19 protein-coding genes are annotated in these 19,388 nt (G+C 63.0%); 10 read left to right on the top strand and 9 right to left on the bottom strand.

Annotated elements, in window-relative coordinates:
* Positions 1-150: 150 nt before the first annotated feature.
* From GA829_RS15570 to GA829_RS15555, 4 genes are all read right to left on the bottom strand, one after another.
* Positions 151-1,248, bottom strand: coding sequence for a tetratricopeptide repeat protein (locus GA829_RS15570; protein WP_195179334.1), 1,098 nt, complete (start codon positions 1,246-1,248; stop codon positions 151-153).
* On the bottom strand, positions 1,245-2,150 hold the full coding sequence (ku, locus tag GA829_RS15565) for a non-homologous end joining protein Ku (RefSeq protein WP_195179333.1): 906 nt from the start codon (positions 2,148-2,150) through the stop codon (positions 1,245-1,247). The genes GA829_RS15570 and ku overlap by 4 nt, the downstream gene beginning before the upstream one ends.
* A gap of 364 nt (positions 2,151-2,514) precedes the next feature.
* The gene (ligD, locus tag GA829_RS15560) at positions 2,515-5,007 is read right to left on the bottom strand and encodes a DNA ligase D (protein ID WP_195179332.1); all 2,493 of its coding nucleotides are present in this window, start codon (positions 5,005-5,007) and stop codon (positions 2,515-2,517) included.
* Positions 5,008-5,263: 256 nt separating this feature from the next.
* A complete protein-coding gene (locus tag GA829_RS15555) occupies positions 5,264-5,488 on the bottom strand; it encodes a hypothetical protein (protein ID WP_195179331.1) in 225 nt (74 codons plus the stop codon).
* 381 nt (positions 5,489-5,869) lie between these two features.
* Here GA829_RS15555 and GA829_RS15550 point away from each other — a divergent pair, with 381 nt between their 5' ends.
* A complete protein-coding gene (locus GA829_RS15550) occupies positions 5,870-6,259 on the top strand; it encodes a hypothetical protein (RefSeq protein ID WP_195179330.1) in 390 nt (129 codons plus the stop codon).
* Between the two features lie 271 nt (positions 6,260-6,530).
* On the opposite strand, the gene GA829_RS15545 is transcribed toward GA829_RS15550, so the two are convergent.
* Positions 6,531-7,598 carry a LacI family DNA-binding transcriptional regulator gene (locus GA829_RS15545; protein WP_195179329.1) on the bottom strand — a complete coding sequence of 356 codons (1,068 nt, stop codon included), beginning with the start codon at positions 7,596-7,598 and terminating at the stop codon, positions 6,531-6,533.
* A 141-nt stretch (positions 7,599-7,739) separates the two neighbouring features.
* On the opposite strand from GA829_RS15545, the gene GA829_RS15540 reads away from it, so the two are divergent.
* The 5 genes from GA829_RS15540 (at position 7,740) to GA829_RS15520 (ending at position 12,517) form a co-directional block, all read left to right on the top strand.
* Positions 7,740-8,771 (top strand): hydroxyacid dehydrogenase, encoded by a 1,032-nt coding sequence (locus tag GA829_RS15540; protein ID WP_195179328.1) that lies wholly within the window; start codon positions 7,740-7,742, stop codon positions 8,769-8,771.
* Between the two features lie 149 nt (positions 8,772-8,920).
* Positions 8,921-9,232, top strand: a complete 312-nt coding sequence (locus GA829_RS15535) for a hypothetical protein (protein ID WP_195179327.1) — start codon at positions 8,921-8,923, stop codon at positions 9,230-9,232.
* Positions 9,233-9,235: 3 nt separating this feature from the next.
* The gene (locus GA829_RS15530; protein ID WP_195179326.1) at positions 9,236-9,721 is read left to right on the top strand and encodes an RNA polymerase sigma factor; all 486 of its coding nucleotides are present in this window, start codon (positions 9,236-9,238) and stop codon (positions 9,719-9,721) included.
* Complete coding sequence (locus GA829_RS15525; protein ID WP_195179325.1) at positions 9,718-10,104, top strand: anti-sigma factor family protein; 387 nt, start codon at positions 9,718-9,720, stop codon at positions 10,102-10,104. Before GA829_RS15530 ends, GA829_RS15525 begins: the two co-directional genes overlap by 4 nt.
* A gap of 2,188 nt (positions 10,105-12,292) precedes the next feature.
* Positions 12,293-12,517 (top strand): hypothetical protein, encoded by a 225-nt coding sequence (locus GA829_RS15520; RefSeq protein ID WP_195179324.1) that lies wholly within the window; start codon positions 12,293-12,295, stop codon positions 12,515-12,517.
* Between the two features lie 18 nt (positions 12,518-12,535).
* Here the strand turns inward: GA829_RS15520 and GA829_RS15515 are convergent, their stop codons facing one another.
* From GA829_RS15515 to GA829_RS15505, 3 genes are all read right to left on the bottom strand, one after another.
* Complete coding sequence (locus GA829_RS15515; protein WP_258052342.1) at positions 12,536-13,978, bottom strand: HWE histidine kinase domain-containing protein; 1,443 nt, start codon at positions 13,976-13,978, stop codon at positions 12,536-12,538.
* Between the two features lie 336 nt (positions 13,979-14,314).
* On the bottom strand, positions 14,315-14,764 hold the full coding sequence (locus GA829_RS15510; RefSeq protein ID WP_195179322.1) for a hypothetical protein: 450 nt from the start codon (positions 14,762-14,764) through the stop codon (positions 14,315-14,317).
* The gene (locus GA829_RS15505; protein WP_195179321.1) at positions 14,761-15,024 is read right to left on the bottom strand and encodes a hypothetical protein; all 264 of its coding nucleotides are present in this window, start codon (positions 15,022-15,024) and stop codon (positions 14,761-14,763) included. Before GA829_RS15505 ends, GA829_RS15510 begins: the two co-directional genes overlap by 4 nt.
* A 269-nt stretch (positions 15,025-15,293) precedes the next feature.
* Here GA829_RS15505 and GA829_RS15500 point away from each other — a divergent pair, with 269 nt between their 5' ends.
* The gene (locus GA829_RS15500; protein WP_195179666.1) at positions 15,294-16,037 is read left to right on the top strand and encodes a helix-turn-helix domain-containing protein; all 744 of its coding nucleotides are present in this window, start codon (positions 15,294-15,296) and stop codon (positions 16,035-16,037) included.
* A 107-nt stretch (positions 16,038-16,144) separates the two neighbouring features.
* Positions 16,145-16,366 (top strand): hypothetical protein, encoded by a 222-nt coding sequence (locus tag GA829_RS15495; RefSeq protein WP_258052305.1) that lies wholly within the window; start codon positions 16,145-16,147, stop codon positions 16,364-16,366.
* A gap of 30 nt (positions 16,367-16,396) precedes the next feature.
* On the opposite strand, the gene GA829_RS15490 is transcribed toward GA829_RS15495, so the two are convergent.
* Positions 16,397-17,641, bottom strand: coding sequence for an NAD(P)/FAD-dependent oxidoreductase (locus GA829_RS15490; RefSeq protein WP_195179319.1), 1,245 nt, complete (start codon positions 17,639-17,641; stop codon positions 16,397-16,399).
* Positions 17,642-18,036: 395 nt separating this feature from the next.
* Between GA829_RS15490 and GA829_RS15485 the strand changes: the two genes are divergently transcribed.
* Together GA829_RS15485 and GA829_RS15480 are read left to right on the top strand one after the other, a co-directional pair.
* Positions 18,037-18,342 (top strand): hypothetical protein, encoded by a 306-nt coding sequence (locus tag GA829_RS15485; RefSeq protein WP_195179318.1) that lies wholly within the window; start codon positions 18,037-18,039, stop codon positions 18,340-18,342.
* 158 nt (positions 18,343-18,500) lie between these two features.
* Positions 18,501-19,106, top strand: coding sequence for a class I SAM-dependent methyltransferase (locus tag GA829_RS15480; protein ID WP_195179317.1), 606 nt, complete (start codon positions 18,501-18,503; stop codon positions 19,104-19,106).
* The last annotated feature ends 282 nt before the right edge of the window (positions 19,107-19,388 follow it).

Genomic DNA, 19,388 nt, shown 5'->3' with positions numbered 1-19,388 from the left:
AGAAGGTGGCCTCGCGAAGCGAGGTCGGATGAGGGGTGCTCCAGAAAGCACCACGCCTCATTTCTTCCAGCAACCCTCATCCGTCTTGGCGCTGCGCGCCAATCCACCTTCTCCCACAAGGGGAGAAGGAAAGATCAACGTCGGCGCCGCTCACCCCGCTGTTCGCGCCAGTTGCATATCGACAAACTGCACGCCCTTGGCCGCCACGCGAGCCCATTCGGACTCGCTGTCCAGTTCGAGATAGCGCGCCCAGTTCCGCCGCGCTTCAGCCAGGTTGCCTGCATCAAATTCCAGCCTGGCGAGGTTGAACACCGGATCGGCATAGGTCTTGTCGAGCGCGATGGCCTTTTGCAGGTGCCGGCGCGCCGAGGCGTCGCGGCCTTGCTCGCTCATCAGCCCGGCCAGGTTGAACCAGGCCTCGACGAAGGCAGGATCGAGCTTGATCGCACTGATATAGTCATGCGCGGCCTCTGCCGGGTGGCCGCCGGCACGCAGGCAGTTGGCGCGGTTGAAGGCGGCAATGGCATCACCGGGATCGATGGCGAGGCAGCGCTGGTAGAGTGCGGCGGCCCCATCGTGATCGCCGCCCTCTTCCGCCGCTTCGGCGTCAGCGAAGAGTTCTTCCAGCGTGTCGTCGCCATGCGCCGCGCTCCCCAGGTCGAACAGCAGCTGGCCGTCGAGTTCGCTCTGGCCGTCTTCGAGATAGATGGCATCAGTGCGGCCATGTTGTGAGCCGACATTGAGCGACTTTGCGGTCAGCGAAGCCACCGGACCGGAGCGGTGCACGGAGCGGGCAATGGCGCCCCAGGTCGCACCGCCGGCAACCAGCCCGGCATATTTGCGCGCCAGGATCAGGTCGCGGAAGGAGTAAGGTTCGCTGTCATGCTCGAAAGCATCGAACAATGACAGCAGATCAAGGTCGGCGCCTGACAGCCGCGACTGGTCGATGAGCGATTGCCTCGATAGCGACGACGCCTCCGGCGCCTTCATCAGGCCGAGCAGCCGCAGGAAGCCGTTCTCACTGAGCAGCTTCCGGCCAGCGGCGCGCTCGGTGCCGGCACGGCGCTCGATCTCGGCATCTCCGGCCTTGGCAAGATACATCCGCCCGAACACCACATGCGTGGTGCGCCTGGTGACGCCGCGCCGCAACTGTCCGTGCTGGCGCTCGACCTCGCGCGCCGCGAGCCTGAGCGGAAACGCCGCCAGCGCGCCGACCGTGCCGAACAGGGATCCGGCAGACGCCGTCACTTCTTGCTCTTGCCGACTGCCTTCAGCAGGTTGGCTTTCAACGGATTTTCAGCCGCCCCGCCCGCTGCCGCCTTCTTGGCGGCTGGCTTCTCGGCCTCGTCGGCCTTGCTCTTCGATTTGGCCGGCGGCTTCGACTGCGACAGGCTGGCCTTCAGCGCATCCATCAGGTTGATGACATTGCCGCGCTCGGGTGCGGCCGCGATGATTGGCTTGTGGCCCTTGAGCTTCTCGCGGATCATCGTCATCAGCGCGGCCTCGTAGCGGTCTTCATATTTCTTCGGATCGAAGGTGGTTTCCTTCTGTTTGATCAGCGCTTCGGCCAGCTGCAGCATTTCCGCATCCGGCTTGCCGGCCGGGATGTTGCCGAAATACTCCGAAGTTCCACGCACTTCGTTGGGGTTCCTCAAGGTGCACACGAACATGCCGTTTTCGCGCGCGCCGATCGTCACCACCCGCTCGCGGCTGGACAGCACAAGCCGTGCGATCGCCAGCTTGCCGGACTTGCGCATCGCTTCACGCAGCACGGCGAAGGTTTCCTCGGCCATCGCGCCATCCGGCGCCATGTAATAGGGCGCGTCCTGGTAGATGACGTCGACCTCGCCCTCATCGACGAAGGCCTCGATGTTCATCGTATGGTTGGATTCGATCCGCACCGCATCGAGGTCGGCATCATCGATGATGATGTACTGCTTGTCCTCGTATTCGTAGCCCTTGACCAGATCCGAGCGCTCGACCAGCCCGAGCTCTGGGTCGACCGGCTTCATGTTGATACGGTTGTGGGTCTTCTTGTGAAGCTGGTTGAACGAGATGCGCTCGCTCGTGCTGCTGGCCGGATAAAGCCGGACCGGACAGCTGACGAGACTGAGTTTGAGGTAACCTTTCCAACTTGCCCTGGGCGCCATGAAATACTCCTACGCGGCCGTGCACTGACATCTTGGTTGAGCATGACCTTGTCCGAAAACCGGTTTCCGCTTTTCGGGATCATGCTCTTGCAGCGCTTCGTCCGCAGGACGAACGACACCGCTGAAATCCTACATCGGCCCTGACAATACCGGCAAATCCCTGACGAAATGTTTTAGGGCGTCGCGGGAGGGCGCTGGGGCGCAGGATAATTCAAATTGTATGAAGCGTCGATGGCGTGCGGGGCGCTGGTGATTGGCCGCGCATCCCGCCCCTCCCTTCGTCATCCTAGGGCGGAGCAAGGAGCGAAGCGACGCGCGCAGACCCTAGGATGACGAAGGTGGGGCGCGCGCCGTCACGAGTGATCTAGTTCCCCACCACCGGCAAATCCCGCGCAAACTCATCAATCTCAGCCCAGGGATCGCCCGAAGTCTCCAGCAGGCCCGGCAGCGACGAATAGTTGAGGTCCTGTGGCGCGTCGATCAGCTCCAGGTCGCTCCAGCTTACCGGCGTGGAGGCCGGCAGGTTGGTGCGGGCGCGCAGTGAATAGGGCGCTGCCGAGGTGTGGCCGCGCGCGTTGCGGTGATAGTCGATGAAGATGCGCTTCTTGCGGTTGTCCTTGCCCATGGTGGTGGTGAACGTGTCGGGCGCACTGGCCGCCAAGTGTGTTGATATGGCGCTGGTCGCCTGGTGCAGCTTCTTCCAGTTCTGCTTTTGCGTCACCGGCACGGTGATGTGGATGCCGCTGCCGCCGGAGGTTTTGGCGAAAGGCACCAGCCCCAGCCCCTCGAGCTGGCCCTTGATGTGCACGGCGGCCTCGACCACCTCGCGCCAGGAAATTCCCTCCCCCGGATCGAGGTCGAGGACGATCTGGTCCGGCTTGTCGAGGCTCGCGCGATGCGTGCCCCAGGTGTGGAACTCGACGACGCCGAACTGCGCCAGCGCCAGATAGCCCTTGGCGCCTTCCACCGACAGGTAGGACTTCGTCTCGCCTTCGGAATTGGTCGCCTCGAAGGTCACCACCGAAGGCGGCATGCCGGTGAAGGCGTGGCGCTGGAAGAAACAGTCTTTCGGCAGGCCCGTAGGGCAGCGCACCAGCGACACCGGGCGGCCAAGGATATGCGGCAGCATGAAGTCGCCGACCAGCGCGTAATAGACCGCGATGTCGAGTTTTGTCGGTCCGGTCTTGCCGAACAGCCGCCGCGTCGGGTTGGTCACCCAGACGGTGGCGAGGTCAGCCTCGGCGATCAGCCGCTTGCGCTTGGCCGAGACCGGCGTCGACAGGCCGACATCGCGCAAACCGCGAAACACGCCATGGCGCAGCGAATTGTCCGCCGTGCGGTTGGCAAAATGGATGCGTGCCGAAAACAGCGGCTTCACCCAGTTCATCTCGCGCATGATCTCGCGCGGCACGCCTTCCGGCGCCGTGGCGCCCACGGTCAGCGGCTCCAGCCGCGCCAGCAGATCGGATGCCGTCTGGGCATCGAAACCGGTGCCGACCTTGCCGCGATAATGCAGCTCGCCATTCTCCCACTCGGCCATGCCGAGCGCGGCCAGCCCTTCCGCCGCTTGCGAGGTCGTGTAGCCGGCGATGACGAAGTCGCCGTTCTTCAGCGCCTTGGCCTTGGTCCAGCTCTTGGTGCGCCCGCTCTGGTAGGTCGCGGTAGCGCGTTTCGAGATGACGCCTTCAAGCCCCAATTCCGTCGCCTGATCGTAAAGCCCCTGCCCATCACCGCTCACGTGGTCGCTGTACTGGATGGCGGAATTGGCGCCTTGCCCGGCCAGCAGCTCGGCCAAAAGCCGCTTTCGCTTTTCCAGCGGCACCTTCATCAAATCCCAGCCGTCGAGATGCAGCAGGTCGAAGGCGTAGAAATGCAGCTTGCTGCCGGCGCCCTCGGCCAGCGCGTCCTGCAAAAGCGCAAAGCGGCTGATGCCCTTGTTGTCGAGCACGACGATCTCACCATCGATGATCGCGTCGCGGCACGGCAATCTGGCGAAAGCCTCCGGCAGGTCGCCGTAGCGCTTCGTCCAGTCGATGCCGCCCCGGGTGATCAGCTTGACCTTGCCGTCACCGAGATGCGCCATGGTGCGGTAGCCGTCGAGCTTGATCTCGTGCAGCCACACCTCCCCTGTGCGATCCCCCGGATCGTCACCGCCGGGCGGCTTCGGCACCTGCGTCGCCAGTTGCGGCTCGATGCGGCTGAGCGCCGGAGCCTTGACCGCGCCCGGCAATGTGCCTGGTTTCAGCGAGCCCGGTTTGGGACCCACCCTCGCGGGTTTCGGCGCCGCCACCAGCTCCTCGATGCGGCGTCCGGATTTGACGCTTTCAGGCCGGGCTTCAAGGATATCCAGCGTGGTGTCGGAGGCGAGGTCGCGCTCCTTGAACAGCAGCCAGTTTTTCTTCTCTTCGTCCTCGCCGGGCTTGGGCTTCAGCCGCGTCAGCATCCAGCCGCCATTGAGCTTCTCGCCGGCCAGCCGGAACTTGAAGGCGCCGGTGCGCAGGCTTTTCTCGACATCGTCCATCGGCGCCCAGGTGCCGGTGTCCCAGACGATCATCGGGCCGCCGCCATATTCGCCCTCGGGGATGACGCCCTCGAAATCGATATATTCCAGCGGATGATCCTCGGTCTCGACCGCCAGCCTTTTGTCGGCGGGGTTGAGCGAAGGCCCGCGCGGCACCGCCCAGCTTTTCAGCACATCGCCGACCTGCAGCCGCAGGTCATAATGATCGGCCGTGGCATGGTGCTTGTGAACGACGAAGCGGTTGCCTTCGCCTGCCACGGACCCGCCGGCGGGTTCAGGCGTTTTCGAGAATTCGCGCTTGGCGCGGTAGGTTTTGAGCTTGGGCGGGGTGGGCATGGTCAGGGGGCCAGGCGTGCGGACAGCAACAACGGCCTCGTTCCCTCGCACCCCCCTCTGTCCTGCCGGACATCTCCCCCACTTGGGGGGAGATCGGCAGCTTCGGCCCCTCGCTCAGTCCTGCAGCGTTGGAAATCGACGAAAACGGAGATGACAGCCAATCTCCCTCCTTGTGGGGGAGATGTCCGGCAGGACAGAGGGGGGCGCGAAGAAATGAGGCGCACGTTCAGGATCGTCGCACGCTGCACCACACCGCTCAATCGTCGGTGGCCGGCGTCAACTCGAGATCGGCGGGCGTCAGGCCGCCTTGCAGCTGGCTCAGCCGAAACTCGTCGACCCAGTAGGCCTCGCCGTCGACCAGCACCCGCGCCTGATAGGCGCCGCCGGAAAAGCTCTGCGCGGTGATGTAGACCTTATGGCGATCGAGCGCCTTGCGCACGGCCGCGCGCTTGGAATTCTGGCCGATGACGGGACTGAACATGACGCGTGCCCTTAAGCCGCCCACCCGAAACGCGACCGCTCTCAACGGCCCGGCGACTGGCTCAAGAATGACCGAGAGTAGGCAAGCTGTCAATTTCGAGGCGATGGCGATGCGCCAGGCTTTTGAAGCGCTTGAGCTCCACGCTTGAATCAAAACATGAAACATCCGCGGGAGGCATCGAATGGCGCGGCTGACGAAACCGGCCCCGACCGGCAAGACGATCAGCCTGCATCCGCTGGCCGGTTCCCGGATGGGCGATACGCACCGATCCACATAAGCGCCCGTTACATTGCTCTTTCCAATTTGAAAGCAATATCCGGAGCGCGTTCGCGGAGATGGTGACCCAATTGTTGGAAAGAGAAACACCAACGGGTTCGCGAAATGGACATCACCAACTACTCCGATCCGCAAGAGCTTGGCCGCCGACAGCAAATGGCCGCCGCAAGGCGCCAGCGCGAAAGCGAACGCCTGGCGTTTTTTGCGCGGGTTGTTGAGGCCCAGCGGCGTGCCGGCGAGCTAAGAGACTGGATCAGTGCTTATGCCCGATCAGCGAGTGACAACGCTCACTCCGAGTTGCAGCGCATGGTTGGATGGGCGGAAGCGCAGCTCAAGGAACTCGATCATTTCCTCGACGCTGAGCGGATTTCCTCGACGCTGCGGGAGCGCGGTCTCTTTCCTGAAGTCGATCCGATCCATGACCCGCTTGGAGAGCCGCTGCGACACCACATCTGGGGCCATTCCGGTGCAGTGAGACACTGCAATGAGGTTTAGCATCCGAGGAGGACGGGACCATGATGACGCTTCTGCGCTCATTGCATGCCATTGCCGCCCAGCGCGGCGATGGTCTTCGACCAGAATTTTTCGAAACGGCCAGGCCGTCGCCTATTTGGAGAGGCCTTGGGAGTGAGATCGATCCCCGCCGCTGTGCGCCTGTCGAAGACGGTGGCGAGAAGGACGGATCGGCTCCCATGCCCGAGATCGTAAGACACTCACGCTATAAGCGCTGACACCGATATTGTCTCCGGCTGCTCTAAGGCTGCCTTTATCTTTTTAGGTGCGAGCCTTCCCCGGAATGCGGGGCGCCGCCTGGCAAGCCGACGGATTCCCGCATCAAGACCTGGCAAGGCTCGAGCCGCGCTGTAGGTGGCCCCTCCTCGCCCTCAATCCTGGCAAACAGCAGGTTCATCGCCTCGGTAGCGATCTGGCGGACCGGCTGCACCACGGCGGCGATGGCCGGCCATGTCACCTGCATCCATTCGGCGTCGTCGAAGCCGACCAGCGAAATATCGTCGGGACAGTGCCAGCCGCGCCGGCGAAATTCGCTGAGCGCCACCAGCGTGCCTTTCAGGAGCAGTGAATAGACGGCGGTCGGCCGCTCGCCTTTGCCGAAATAGTCGCCCAGCGAGGACCGCAACGGCTCGACGCTGACCTCCGACAGGAGGACATCGATGCGCACCAAGGGGTCCAGCGCAAGCGCTTGGGCACGGAACCCGTCGAGGCGCGCACGCACCGTCGCCGCCTGCTCGGCGAGGCCGATGACCAGGATATGGCGATGGCCCATGCCAACCAGCATCGTGGCCACTTCGGCGCTGGCCGCCGCACTGTCAGCCGACACCGTGTCGAAGGCATCGTCCGAGAGCACGCGGTCGATCAGCACGCCGGTCATGCCATTGTGCTTCATGAAGGCGGCCGCCGGGCCATGTTCGTTGCGCACCGGCGCCAGCACCACGCCGGCCACCCGCCAGTCATGCATGCGGGCGAGGACTTCCTTTTCGCGCGCCTCGGATTCGCGGCTCGATGCCGCCACCAGCGTATAGCCGCGCTGCTCGGCAAGGCCCTCGAGTTCCGCCACCATCTGGCCGAAGAATTCGCTTTCGAACTCCGGCATGATGGCGCCGATGATGCGGCGTTTGGCCCGGCGCATGTCGGAAGCCAGCGGGTCGACGCGGTAGCCGAGATGTTCGACGGCATCCAACACGCGCTGCGCATTCTCTGATTTCACCGTGGTGACGCCGGCCATGACCTTCGAAACGGTGGCGGCGGACACGCCGGCGCGGCTGGCCACGTCATGGATCGACGGACGCCGCTGCTGGGCTTGCCTGTGCGCCATTGTCCTCCTCCCGAGGGCGGGTTCATCGCATTTGCCCGCTAACGAAATGAGTAAATCGATTTTTCGGAGTTGTAAATCGTTTAACCAGAGGTAAAATTCTTGCAGAAGGCGCCATGGAGACCGCGCCGGGAGGAATATACCATGTCCGACAGCGCCTTGCCGCTGGTCATCAGCGCGCCCGAGCCACGCACGCTCGACCTTATCTTCACGCCGCCGCAGCTGGCGCGTTTGCATGCTGGATATCGCATCGTCGAAACGACGCCGGAAGGCGTCACCGCGCTGCCGGACGCCGTGCTGACTGACGCCCGCTACATCGTCGGCCAGCCGCCGATCACCGCTGAAACACTCGACAAGCTGAAAGCGTTGCGCTGCGTCTTCAATGTCGAGACCAATCTCCTCAACAACATGCCCTACGAGACGCTGTTCGCGCGCGGCATCCATGTCGTCACCACCGGCCTTGTCTTCGCCGAGCCGGTGGCCGAGCTTGGGCTTGCCATGGCGCTCAACCTCGCCCGCGACATTGTCGATGCCGATCTCGCCTTCCGCGATGGCAAGGAACTGTGGGGCGGCGACGGCAACCAGACGGCGCGGCTCTTGTCGGGCGCCGATGTCGGCATTGTCGGTTTTGGCGATCTCGGCCGCGCCTTGAACCGGCTGCTGTCAGGCTTTCGCACCAGGACAAAAGTCTTCGATCCTTGGCTGCCGCCCTCGATCCTGATCGACAATGGCGTCCAGCCGGCCTCGCTGGATGAAGTTCTGACGCAGAGCGATTTCGTCTTCGTCGTCGCCTCGGTGACCAGCGAGAACCAGGGCTTTCTCGGCGCCGAAGCCTTCGCCTCGATGCGCAAGGGCGCTGCTTTCATCCTGCTCAGCCGCGCCGGCGTCGTCGACTTCCCCGCCCTGATGGCGGCGGTCAGGAGCGGCCACATCGTCGCCGCCAGCGACGTTTTCCCGGAAGAGCCGCTGGCGAGCGATCACCCGGTGCGTGCCTTGCCCGGCTTCCTGCGCTCGGCCCATCGTGCCGGCGCGCTCGACATCGCCTTCAAGCGCATGGGCGACATGGTGCTCGAGGACATGGACCTGATCGACCGCGGCCTGCCGCCGCTGCGCTCCAAGCGGGCGGAGCGCGAGACCGTTTCGCGCATGCGCTCCAAACCGGCGGACAGGAACTGAGGCGGCAGACGCCACCTATACCATGCCACGCATGCCGTTCAGCGTCCGGAAATCAGCCCCGTCCCGGGTTGCCCGCTCAGGCAAATGAATAGATCAGACTTCCGAGCGTATCGGGTTCAAGCGATCATTGGATCGCGCGGAGTAAAGCAATGTCGAATCTCGAAGAACGCTCCCCTGGGGAGGCCGCCGCCTATCGTGAAGGGTGGCGCGCGGGGCTGGTGCTGGGCGCCGTGGCCGTGGCCGTGGCCGCTTTCATCAATCTGCTCAGCATGGAGAAATCGATTCTGGCCATCGTGCTCGCCCTGATCGCAATTCGAGGTGCGGGTCCGGGCCGAACGCGCTTTCGAGGGAGACTGGCCCTGGCCATCGCTGCCGTCCATCTGGCGGTTGCGGCCACGGTGTTCATCCTGCTTCACGACAAGCTGGAGCGGCTGTTTTCCCTGCTCCAGTCCTTGGGTTGAGCATTGCTCCCGCAGCGCGACTATGCGCGGGCGCTGGAGCCCCTGCTGGTGCAGGCCAGCGGGTACGCGCGCTCGATTCTAAGGAACAGGGCCGATGCCGAGGACGCGGTCCAGACAGCGGCCTTGCGCGGTCTGGAGCGTCTCGGCAGCTACGACGAACTACGGCCGTTCAAGGCATGGTGGTTCGCCATCCTGCGCAACTGCTGCATCGACACCATGAGGCGCGCGCAGCGGCGGCCTACCTGGGCGATGGCGGGCGACGTGGCCGATGAGCGCTCCGACGAACCCGCACCCGACTGGGAAGCACTGGACAGAGCGTTGGAAACCCTCTCGGACAACCACCGGGAGATCGTGCGGCTGCGCTATTTCGCCGACCTGAGCTACGCTGAGATCGCCGAAGCCCTGTCCATACCCGCCGGCACGGTCATGTCGCGCTTGTACCATGCCCGCTTGGCCCTCGCGGCGACGCTTCAGGAGGAAACGAGATGAACGATTTTGATCCGGCCGAACTGTCGGCCTTCCTGGACGGCGAGTTGAGCCCCGCCCGCGCCGGGGAAATCGAGGCCCTGATCGCGACCGACCCTGGCATGCGTTCCGCGTTCGAGCAGCTCAAGCGCGCCGATCAGCAACTGAAGTCGGTAGCCGACGCCGCTGCCTTTCGGCCCGATATCCACTGGCCAAGGCCCGCAAGGTGGCGGGCCGAGTCTTGGCTTGCACTGCCGCTGGCCGTCGTCATGTTCGCATGGGTGGCCGGGAAGTTGGACCCGGCCATGACCACGGCACTCTTCGTCAACGCCATCTCTCTCGTCCTGTTCATCGCCTGCCTGGCGCAGCTCGCCCTTGGCGAAATGCGCGCCAGTCGATCCGTTTGAGCGCGCAGTGGTTTTCCCGGGAAAAGCGCGTCGCGCCTTCCCTTCGGAGTTGCGTAGAACGAGGGGGATCTAAGGCGGGCGCTGGCTCAGGATTTTCGGCGCGCGCGCCGCTGCGGGCAAGGCGATGACGAAAAGCCCGGCGCCGCAGATCAGCAGCAGCCATCCGCCGATTGCGAGGTAGACGGCCACGCCGACAAAACCTCCGACCAGGAAGGACAGGATGGTGCTTGAGTGGAGGCGAAGACGGGAGACGGTCTACGATGGAGTTCCAAGATGCCGCGACTTCGCGCATACGGCAGCCGCTTGTGCATCCGCGCCACGGGAACCTTTGCACGGCATTCGCGTTATTGGAGCGGATCGTTTCCCATTCGATCCCTGACTCCTCCAATCAAATGCCCCGTCTGGCTCAGGCCGGCGGGGTTTTTTCTTGGGCTTGCGGCAAGCAGCGCATCGGATGCCGCCTGGCGCAACCAACCGCACCGCCATTCGTTGACCCATGCTGGGTTGATCCCTGGCCACTTCAGACCCTGCCCGCCGGCCCCACCCTGGCGGGCTTTTTCTGGCGACGATGGCGGAACTTTCCCCGCTCGCCCGCATTTACAGTCCGGGTCGTCTGTTCGCGATCCAACTTGCACAACGCCCCGCAACCTATTGGTTTGCGGGGCTTTTCATTTTAGCGTCAACTTGATAAGCATCCGCTGAGGGTTTTGGCGAAGGGGATACTATGAAGAAGACATACGAAAAACCGGTACTGGTGAAGAGGGACAGGCTTTCGAGCGTGACCGCTCTCACGCAAAATTCTCAGTCGTAAGGCAGACTGCCGCTGTCCAGCACAGCAAATCCAAGAGCCGTTGATCTCACAGGATTGGCGGCTCTTTTGTTTGTCGTGCGGTGGTGGAACTTTTCCGACGCCTGCGAGTTCCTATGTCGGATCGTTCTGTTCCCCCCAGCGATCCACCATCCCCAAGACCCGCTGGCTCCCGGCCGGCGGGTCTTTTAATTTTAGAGATTGCTTGATAGACCGGATTCGAGGGGTTTTAGTGGGAGAGTGGCAATGAAGAAATACGTGAAGCCGACCTTGGTGAAGAGAGAGCGCCTTTCGGCCGTTGTAGCCTTTGTAGGCTCTCCTCCTATCAATTGATCCGCCTCCAGTTCGGCGCGATCCAAGGGAAAGCCCGCTGCCTGGAGGTAGCGGGTTTTTTGTTTTCAGGTCACCGTCGCGGAACTGTCATGCGGCTGCTCTATTGGAAAGCCTGGACCCTGACCTCCCAAGCAAAAGGGACCGTACGATGACGATGGCCCCTCGTTCCACCAGGAGCGTTGGGGCTTTCGCATTTCAAGGATTCTTTTAGGCCAGGCACCGAGGCACGGCGCTTTGCCATGGATGTGGCAGGCGAGCAGCATCCGCATGGGCGGCTCATCAATTCGCAAGCATTTGCCCAGGTTCAACGCCCCGCCAGCCCATGCCAGGCTGTATACCCGCAGCTTCGGCGCCACTCCCGGAACCTCTGGCAACCATCGGTGTCGTTCTTTTTGGCAGTGCCTGGCGGGTTGACGCGTCACCTTCCGTCAAGGCAGTAGGCTGGCTGTGGTCAAGGTCATAGACAACCCAACTTGGCCACCGCAGTGTCCGTCGTTCCCTTGGAGCGGCGGGCATTTTGCTTTGGAGCGAAGAAATCGCTTTTACAATAGCCGGTTCCCGGCTCCATCCTTTGCTGGTTATCGGGGCAAGGCTAACGACATGAAGAAAACCTACCCGAAACCAACGCTTTCCAGGCGCGAGAAACTGTCAGCGGTCACAGCGGCCATATGCAACTCTTCCAACCCGTGCGGGGGCTAGCGCCTTAGGCCAGCATTGCGGAAACAGGGTTTTCTCGGAACGATCCGCGCGCCACGTAGTTTTGAAAGCAGCCGGGCGGTGGGAAGCCCGGCGTACTCCAGAAGGCCCGTCACGATTCGCGTCGGTGGCGGGCCTTTTCGTTCGCCGTGACGGCCATCTGATTTAATGCATGTCGCGCAAAAGCGACCTCGGTTTTGCGACGACGACATGCGTCAATCAACAGCCTGAAGCCGTTTCGACGCGACGCACTTCAGGTCGGTCGATCAAGCCACTGCCTGCTCTTCTTCAGCCCGTTCGGAACGTAAATTCCGCCGAAGGGTTGTGATCTGCAAGGGAGCTCTCGTGACCATGGACCACAGCCTCATCGAGACGCTACGCCGAACCTGGGACAGCCTTCGCGGGATCAGGCGTGACATCGCCACCGGCGGTCATATCGGGGCAATGAGCGACATAGACGCGCTTGTCGGCGTCGCGCTTTCAGAAACCCTGAACCAGCTCGGCACCAGCGAAACGGCCGCACGCCCGCAGGCCGCACCCCCGGAAGGTGAGACGGGCCGCGACGCGCCTGGATGATGCGGAGCCCAGCCTGGATCAGGATCTGTCTCCTAGAGGCAGAAGGCGCGCCGTCAACGTGCAAACCAGGCCATCGGGCGCATAATCCAAATGCACGGTGCCTTCGAAATCCGCGGCAAAGACGCTTCTGATGACACGGGACCCGAACCCGCTCGCGGTCGGTGTGGCAACAGATGGGCCGCCGATCTCGTGCCAGGTGAAGGTGAATTGCTGGCCACCGGCCTGATCCGGCCTGCCGAGCGACCAGGCGATCCTTACCCGCCCGGAAGCTTTGGAAAGCGCGCCGTATTTTACCGCGTTTGTCGCCAGCTCGTGAAGCGCCAGTCCCATTGAAAGCGCCTGCTTGGCGCTCAGTTCGAGGTCTGGACCGTCAATCTCGAAAACCTCGTGCGCGGAGCGGTGCGGACCCAGCGCACTGTTGATAACCGTTCGAATTAGCGCCCCTTTCCATGCCGCCGCGGTCAGGATGTCGTGTGCCTGCGCCAGGGCTTCGAGGCGAGAGGTGAAGGCTTTCTTGCGCTCCGCCACATCGTCGCCCTTGAAGGTTTGGCTGGCGATCGCGCTGACAATCGCCAGGCTGTTCTTGATCCTGTGCTGCAGTTCGCCGCTCAAGATCCGCTGCCGTGCCTCTGCTTCCTTGCGCTCGCTGATGTCGCGGACGGTTCCGATGAAGCGTGTTCCGTTGCCCATGGGGATAGCCTGGGCTCTTGCGTGAACCCAGCGCTCCGGCTGGTCGTGATGGGCCAATATGCGGTACTCGACATCGAGGACGCCGTCGCCATCGTCGGCCAGCGCGCGATCGGCTGCCGGCTGCAACAGATATCTGTCGTCAGGATGCACGCTCGACGCGAACCCTTCGAAAGTCGGCGCTTCGCCCGGCATGCCGCCAAGCAGCAGATTGGCGCGATCGTCCCGCCTCAGACTGACGAATTCGCCATTCACCACATGGGTCTCCCAGACCCCCATCTGCGCGGCGGCCAAAGCCAGTTTCAGCCGCAATTCACTCTCGCGCAAAGCAAGTTCCGCAAGCCGGATCTCGGAGATGTCGCGCGAGATCGACAGGATATGCGTTGGCTTCCCGTCCGGTCCCAGGATCGGCATGACCTGCACGTCCCAGTATCTGGGGTTGCCCTTCGCTGTGTTGGCCGAGCCGACAAAATGCGCCGTCTTGCCGTTGCGTGCATCTTCAACGGCTTCGCGCGCCGCGATGTTTCCCTCGTCAACCCAGAAATCCGGCCAGGGACATCCCTTTATCGCGCTGAAATTCTCCACCTCCATGACGCGCTTGCCACCGTCGCTCATGAACTGAAGGCGGCCATCAAGATCAAGGATCTTGACGCAATCGCCGCTTCCCGAAAACACGGCCGCAAGCAAGGCGTCATTGCCGATAAGCGCGGGATCCGCGGCTTTCAGCTCCTGTTTCAGGGACGCGGTCGGGTCGGCATTGCCAGCCTGTGGCATCGGCACTGGAACTGGTCGCTTATCTGGATTTGACGGTACGGACATTAGGAGCCTCTTGAGCGGCACTTCTGCATTTTGCCCGTGCTCAAGTCGAGTCCATTGATGGCCTGAAACCATCGAAGCATGCTTTCGAAGGCCGACGCAGGTTGGGTTTGGGCGGGGGGCCGTGTCCCGCGTCGGCCAAGGCGGCACTTGGGTCACCGCACGGGCAAGTTAGCGATTTATTCCGGGCTGAACAATATGCCGATGCCTCTGTACGGCTTCGTACACCGGCCGCCATTATGCGAGGGCAATGACCAGCAAGATCGGCGCCAATTGATCCCCGGCCGCCGGCAGCTACGCTTCGCCCTCGAGCGCCTCGGTTTCCTGCATTTTCAACCCGACGTCCGACGCAAGGAGGCTGATGGCGTCTGCCATGTCGGCTGCCGCCTGAATTGGCTGCGGGACCGGCGGGGGAAAGGGAGGCAGGCTGATCTGGTGCCACAGCCCGTCATATTCGTCGGCGGTGCCTGGGTGCTCGAAGAATGCCAGGCGGGCCACCGGTGGGGTGACATCGAAGCGTCGCCCTGTGCGGATGTTTTCGACGATGACGCGCTTGTCGAGAATGCCGCCCGCCGACATCCGCCAGCCCCGGACCACCCTGTAGCCGGCGTTTTCCGTGACGAAATCATGGGCGTTTTCGTGCGAGCCGCGCCCGTCGGGAACGCCCGAATTCAACTCGACATATTTATAAGGGATGAGGACCGCCGATCCGCTGCCGGCGCGAAGTCTGGTGAAAAGGCTCAAGGCAAGGGCCTCGCCCGTGCCGTCGGCTTCACCCCGTCGGGCGCGCCGTCAAGTGTATTCCGCACCCCGTCACGAGCAACCGGCATGCCGGCATGCTCCAGGCTTGCAAGCTTGCATCTGGTCTGTTCGGCCGCCGCGCCGACGAGGCAGTCAATGTTGAACATGGTGCCGGCATGGCCGCTCGCTGCAACCGCCGCGCGAATCTTGCTCAGCTGCGCATGCGTATAGTCAAGCAGCTCGAACAAATTCGTGTGATCCACAGCACTCTCTAATCGTCAAAGATACGACAAGTCCTATGCAACTGGGCGCTGAAATACGCCCATTCTCAGCAATTTACTAGCTCTTTTGTCGGAAACGTACGGTTGCCACAAGCTCAGCGGCAATCGCCAAGCCGCGGTTGACAGCACAACCGGAACAACGGCGGTATTGTCCGAAGGTCGCACTTCGCTAGGCCGGCGCGGTGTGCAAGATTGCCTGGATATAAGCCAGTGCTTTTGTAATGAGTGCGTCGGTCGCGGGGGCGATGACGTTGTCAATTCGCGAGATTATCGCTGCCAATCTGAGGCTGCTTATCAAGGGCCGCGCTTCCGTAAGCGCGGTTTGCCGTGAGCTTGGCATAAATCGCACGCAGTTCGAGCGCTACCTGCAAGGGCAGACCGTTCCAAACAAAGCCACCGTCAAGCTGATCTGCGACTATTTCCAGATCGGCGAAAAGGATCTGTACCGTGAGCCCGGCGCCGCTGAGCCCGAAAAATCCGATCACGCATCGATCCGCGAGATGCTGTATCACAACCTGACACGTCCGCCGGGTCCCGCGATCGCCAGCGGCATCTACTTCACCTATTTTTCGATTCCTGATCACCCCGACCTTCTGATGCGGTCGGTGACGTTCGTGCGCCGCGAGGGCGAGCTGGTCACCTTCAGGAGAGTGACCAAATGGGCCGAGAACCACGTCCAAAGGGGAGCGCGCGCGCCCGGCAGCCACTATGGCGTGGCCACCTCGCGCCTGAACTGGATCTATTTCAGCGGCGTCAACAGCCGCCAGACCGGCGAACCATCGATCATAGCCGTGCAATGGGCCCCCTACTCGGAACCGGTTCTGGTCGGCAAAGCCATGGTATTGACCGGCTCCGGGCCGGCCTTCGTCTCGGTCATCATGCGCCAGCAGGTCACCAGGATGAGCACGAAACAGGCGATGCGCCTCGTCCGCGTCGTCAGGATCGACGATCCCGGTGTTGATAAACTGGTGGTCAGCCTGGCGCGCGAAGCCTGAACTCCGTTTGCCAAACTTCGTTGTTGCCTTTGCCAAAGGAAATAGGAATATTGTCCTTGTTGCGGCGATTCCTCTAACGGAGATCGTCAATGGCCAGACACAAACTGATGAAGCAGCTTTCAGAACCGCAGATCGCGCGCTTTCTGGAGGATGCGGAGAAACTGCACAAATCCATCACCGCGCCGTTGATCGCGCCCAGCAGCGAGCACTTCCAGGCGTTGCAGGCGCTCAATCAGGCGCTGCTGCTCTCGGTCAAGCAAGTAACCGGCGAAACCGCCCTCTGGATTCGATGGGGAACCACCGGCCCGGTGCGCCAGGCGGATGGATGACGCGGCCTGCTGGTCCCATCGCGGCGCGCCTCAGAAGCGGTTCGCCGCGAACGGTGCGAGCCGGGCGCTGTCGCCGCGCCCGGCGACAGCGTCAGCGACCAGCCGCGCCGTGATCGCCGCCAGCGTCAGGCCGAGATGGCCATGGCCGAAGGCATGGATGACATTGGCATTGACGGCCGACGGCCCGATGACTGGCCTGGAATCCGGCAGCGAAGGCCGAAAGCCCAGCCATTGCGACGAAGGCTGGCCGAGCGATGGAAAGAACTGGCGCACGCCGCGATCAAGCAGCGTCAGCCGGCGCGGATTGGGCGGCGACCCCAGCCGCCCGAGTTCGACCGTGCCGGCAACACGCAGCCGGCCCGCCATCGGCGTCATGTAGAAGCCGAGATCGACCGGGCAGACCGGGCGCGTCAGCAGCGGCATTTCCATGGGAAATTCGAGATGATAGCCGCGCTCGGTTTCGAGCGGGATCCGATCGCCGGCCTGTGCCGCCAGCGGCCGCGAGAACGCGCCGGCGGCGATCACCACCTTGCTGGCGCGGATGCGCAGGCCGGGGCCGCTGAGCTCGACGCCGCCGGCCTCGGCGCGAAGCCCTGTCACCTCAGCCCGTTGCAGCACGGCACCTCGGGCGATAGCCGCCTTGAGCAGCCGCTCCATCATTGCCTTCGGTTCGGTCAGGTTCGTCGACTGGGGAAAGAACAGCCCGCCGCCATCCGCCGCCGGAAGGTTGGGTTCAAGCGCGGCCACCTCCTCACGGCTCAGCAACTGCTGGTCGATGCCGAATTCGGCCCGCAGCGCGCGGCCAGACGCGCCGCCTGCAAGGTCGCTCTCGCGCCGATAGAGATAGAGGCAACCGTTGCGGCGCAAAAGGTCTGCGGCATCGGCCTGCGCGGCCATCTCCTCCCAGGCCGGCAAGGCATCGGCCAGAAGTCCAGCCATCGCCACGGCATTGGCTTGGGTGGCGACCGGCAGCGATTGCCTGACGAACCGCAGCAGCCACGGCGCCAGGTGCAGAACCGCTGTCCAGCGCAAGGAGAAAGGGCTGTCGGCATCGAGCAGCAGCTTCGGCAGCGCGCGCAGCACCGCCGGGTTGCCAACCGGCGAGCAGGCATATTCAGCCAGCGTCCCGGCATTACCGAACGACGCGCCGGAACCCGGCTCGTTGGGATCGATGAGCAGAACCTCGCGGCCTTCGCCGGCCAGGCGCAATGCGGTTGCCAGTCCGACGACACCCGCGCCGACCACGGCGATCTCAACGCTCTTGGAACCTGTCACTTGCTATATCCTGAATGACGCATTTCTGGAGCACAGGAGGTCATGCTTGCTGAGACAGAGCCCTGCCCGGATGAAGCAGGCTCTTGACGTCGGCTTCTACCACAACGCGGGCCAGCGATCCCGCCACAAGGCGCCGATCTCTGGTGCCAGGCCGCAACGACATTGGAGCTCTGTGTTCCACAACATCGCTGGCATTTGATACAGCAGCATACCGCCTCAGGCGTGGGTGGCCCACGTAACGAAGAAACACCAGAAAAGTTTCAAGTCACGACGAGCTATATTTTACAAAAAGCTCCGCGTTTACCTATAAAAATTCGGAACTTTCCCTGCCATCTTCTCGTTTCCTGATTGGTGGTTGCTTCAGCGATCCCAAAGCAACAGGGAAGGATATAGTGATGAACATCAAGATGATCTGTATGGGCGCGATCGCGCTTTCCATGATTGGTGGCACTGCACTCGCGGCTGGCGGCTCCGGCACGTCGGCACTCGATGATCCGGCAAAGATGCAGCCCTTCTATACGGACTCCAGCATGAAGACGATGGTGGGCAACGATGACTTCGTGAAGGCCTGGAAGGCCATGTCGCCGAATGATCAGACTGCCATGGCCGCGGCTTGCGAAACCGAGGCCAAGGACGCCAGCGCGGCCAACAGCCATCCGGAATTCTGCAGCAACGTAAAGGCGAATGGCGGCAGCAAATAAGCTTCTGCCTGACTGATGACCTTCGGAAGGCAGCTCCGCTCGCGGAGCTGTTTTTCGTTCTGCGGTGACCTCTCTTCGCCACCACTCCAGCAACTGGCCGATGGCGAACACCGGCCAGGCGGCGGCAAGGACTTGACGAACCGGAGAGGCCCGCGTTGATGGTGGCTGAAACAGGGATCACCAAAGCCGTGGGCGCATATTCCGATCAATTTCGTTTTCTGAGGCATTGGATCGCCAACCCGCTCACGGTTTCGGCGGTGGCGCCGTCGAGCGTGACACTGGGCCGGCTGATGACGTCGGAGATTTCGCCCGCCACCGGTCCGGTGATCGAGCTTGGACCGGGCACCGGCGTCTTCACCCGCGCGCTGCTTTCGCGCGGCTTGCGTGAAAGCGACCTGACGCTGATCGAATTCGGCGCAGACTTCGCTGCCATGCTGCAGCAGCGCTTCCCTCTCGCCCGCGTTTTGCACATGGATGCGGCGCGGCTGACCGAGGAGGCTGTGTTCGAGGCGGGAACCGCCGGCGCCGTGGTTTCCGGCCTGCCGCTGCTGTCGATTCCCACCGACAAGGTGGCGGCGATCGTGGCCGGATGTTTTCGCGCCTTGCGTCCGTCCGCCGGCTTCTATCAGTTCACCTATGGTCCGCGCTGCCCGGTGCCGCGCCCCGTGCTTGATGAACTCGGGCTGGACGCCGTGCGCATCGGCGGCACCTTGCGCAACCTGCCCCCGGCCGCCGTCTACCGCATAACCCGCCGCAAGGCGTGAGCGGCACGAACTCCGGAAAAACGAGCGCCAAACCAGCTTTGTCGGCTAAGATTTGACGCTGCGGCAGCGACCGGCCGGCGAGCGAAAAACCAACGATTTTCGTTGGTTGGAGCAGAATCCCCCCAATAATAGTCAACTCCGCTGAATTGACCCGGGCCGGGGGACAACCTTAGGGTCCGCGCGATCCCGCAACGAGCGGACTCGATCCAGGCAAGGCCGGTGGGGCCTTGCGGCGGCGCATGTCGACGCGCCGGCCTGGACGATGTCGCGCCGCGGGAACGC

The sequence above is a fragment of the Mesorhizobium sp. INR15 genome, assembly GCF_015500075.1.
Lineage (GTDB): Bacteria > Pseudomonadota > Alphaproteobacteria > Rhizobiales > Rhizobiaceae > Mesorhizobium.
The sequence above is the reverse complement of the archived record's forward strand: the minus strand, read 5'-3'. Positions and strand labels throughout refer to the sequence as shown.

Coding starts and splice junctions, on each gene's coding strand:
- ku (WP_195179333.1), bottom strand. CDS start 2,150: ATGGCGCCCAGGGCAAGTTGGAAAGGTTACCTCAAACTCAGTCTCGTC.
- ligD (WP_195179332.1), bottom strand. CDS start 5,007: ATGCCCACCCCGCCCAAGCTCAAAACCTACCGCGCCAAGCGCGAATTC.
- GA829_RS15555 (WP_195179331.1), bottom strand. CDS start 5,488: ATGTTCAGTCCCGTCATCGGCCAGAATTCCAAGCGCGCGGCCGTGCGC.
- GA829_RS15550 (WP_195179330.1), top strand. CDS start 5,870: ATGGACATCACCAACTACTCCGATCCGCAAGAGCTTGGCCGCCGACAG.
- GA829_RS15545 (WP_195179329.1), bottom strand. CDS start 7,598: ATGGCGCACAGGCAAGCCCAGCAGCGGCGTCCGTCGATCCATGACGTG.
- GA829_RS15540 (WP_195179328.1), top strand. CDS start 7,740: ATGTCCGACAGCGCCTTGCCGCTGGTCATCAGCGCGCCCGAGCCACGC.
- GA829_RS15535 (WP_195179327.1), top strand. CDS start 8,921: ATGTCGAATCTCGAAGAACGCTCCCCTGGGGAGGCCGCCGCCTATCGT.
- GA829_RS15525 (WP_195179325.1), top strand. CDS start 9,718: ATGAACGATTTTGATCCGGCCGAACTGTCGGCCTTCCTGGACGGCGAG.
- GA829_RS15520 (WP_195179324.1), top strand. CDS start 12,293: ATGGACCACAGCCTCATCGAGACGCTACGCCGAACCTGGGACAGCCTT.
- GA829_RS15515 (WP_258052342.1), bottom strand. CDS start 13,978: ATGCCACAGGCTGGCAATGCCGACCCGACCGCGTCCCTGAAACAGGAG.
- GA829_RS15495 (WP_258052305.1), top strand. CDS start 16,145: ATGAAGCAGCTTTCAGAACCGCAGATCGCGCGCTTTCTGGAGGATGCG.
- GA829_RS15485 (WP_195179318.1), top strand. CDS start 18,037: ATGAACATCAAGATGATCTGTATGGGCGCGATCGCGCTTTCCATGATT.
- GA829_RS15480 (WP_195179317.1), top strand. CDS start 18,501: ATGGTGGCTGAAACAGGGATCACCAAAGCCGTGGGCGCATATTCCGAT.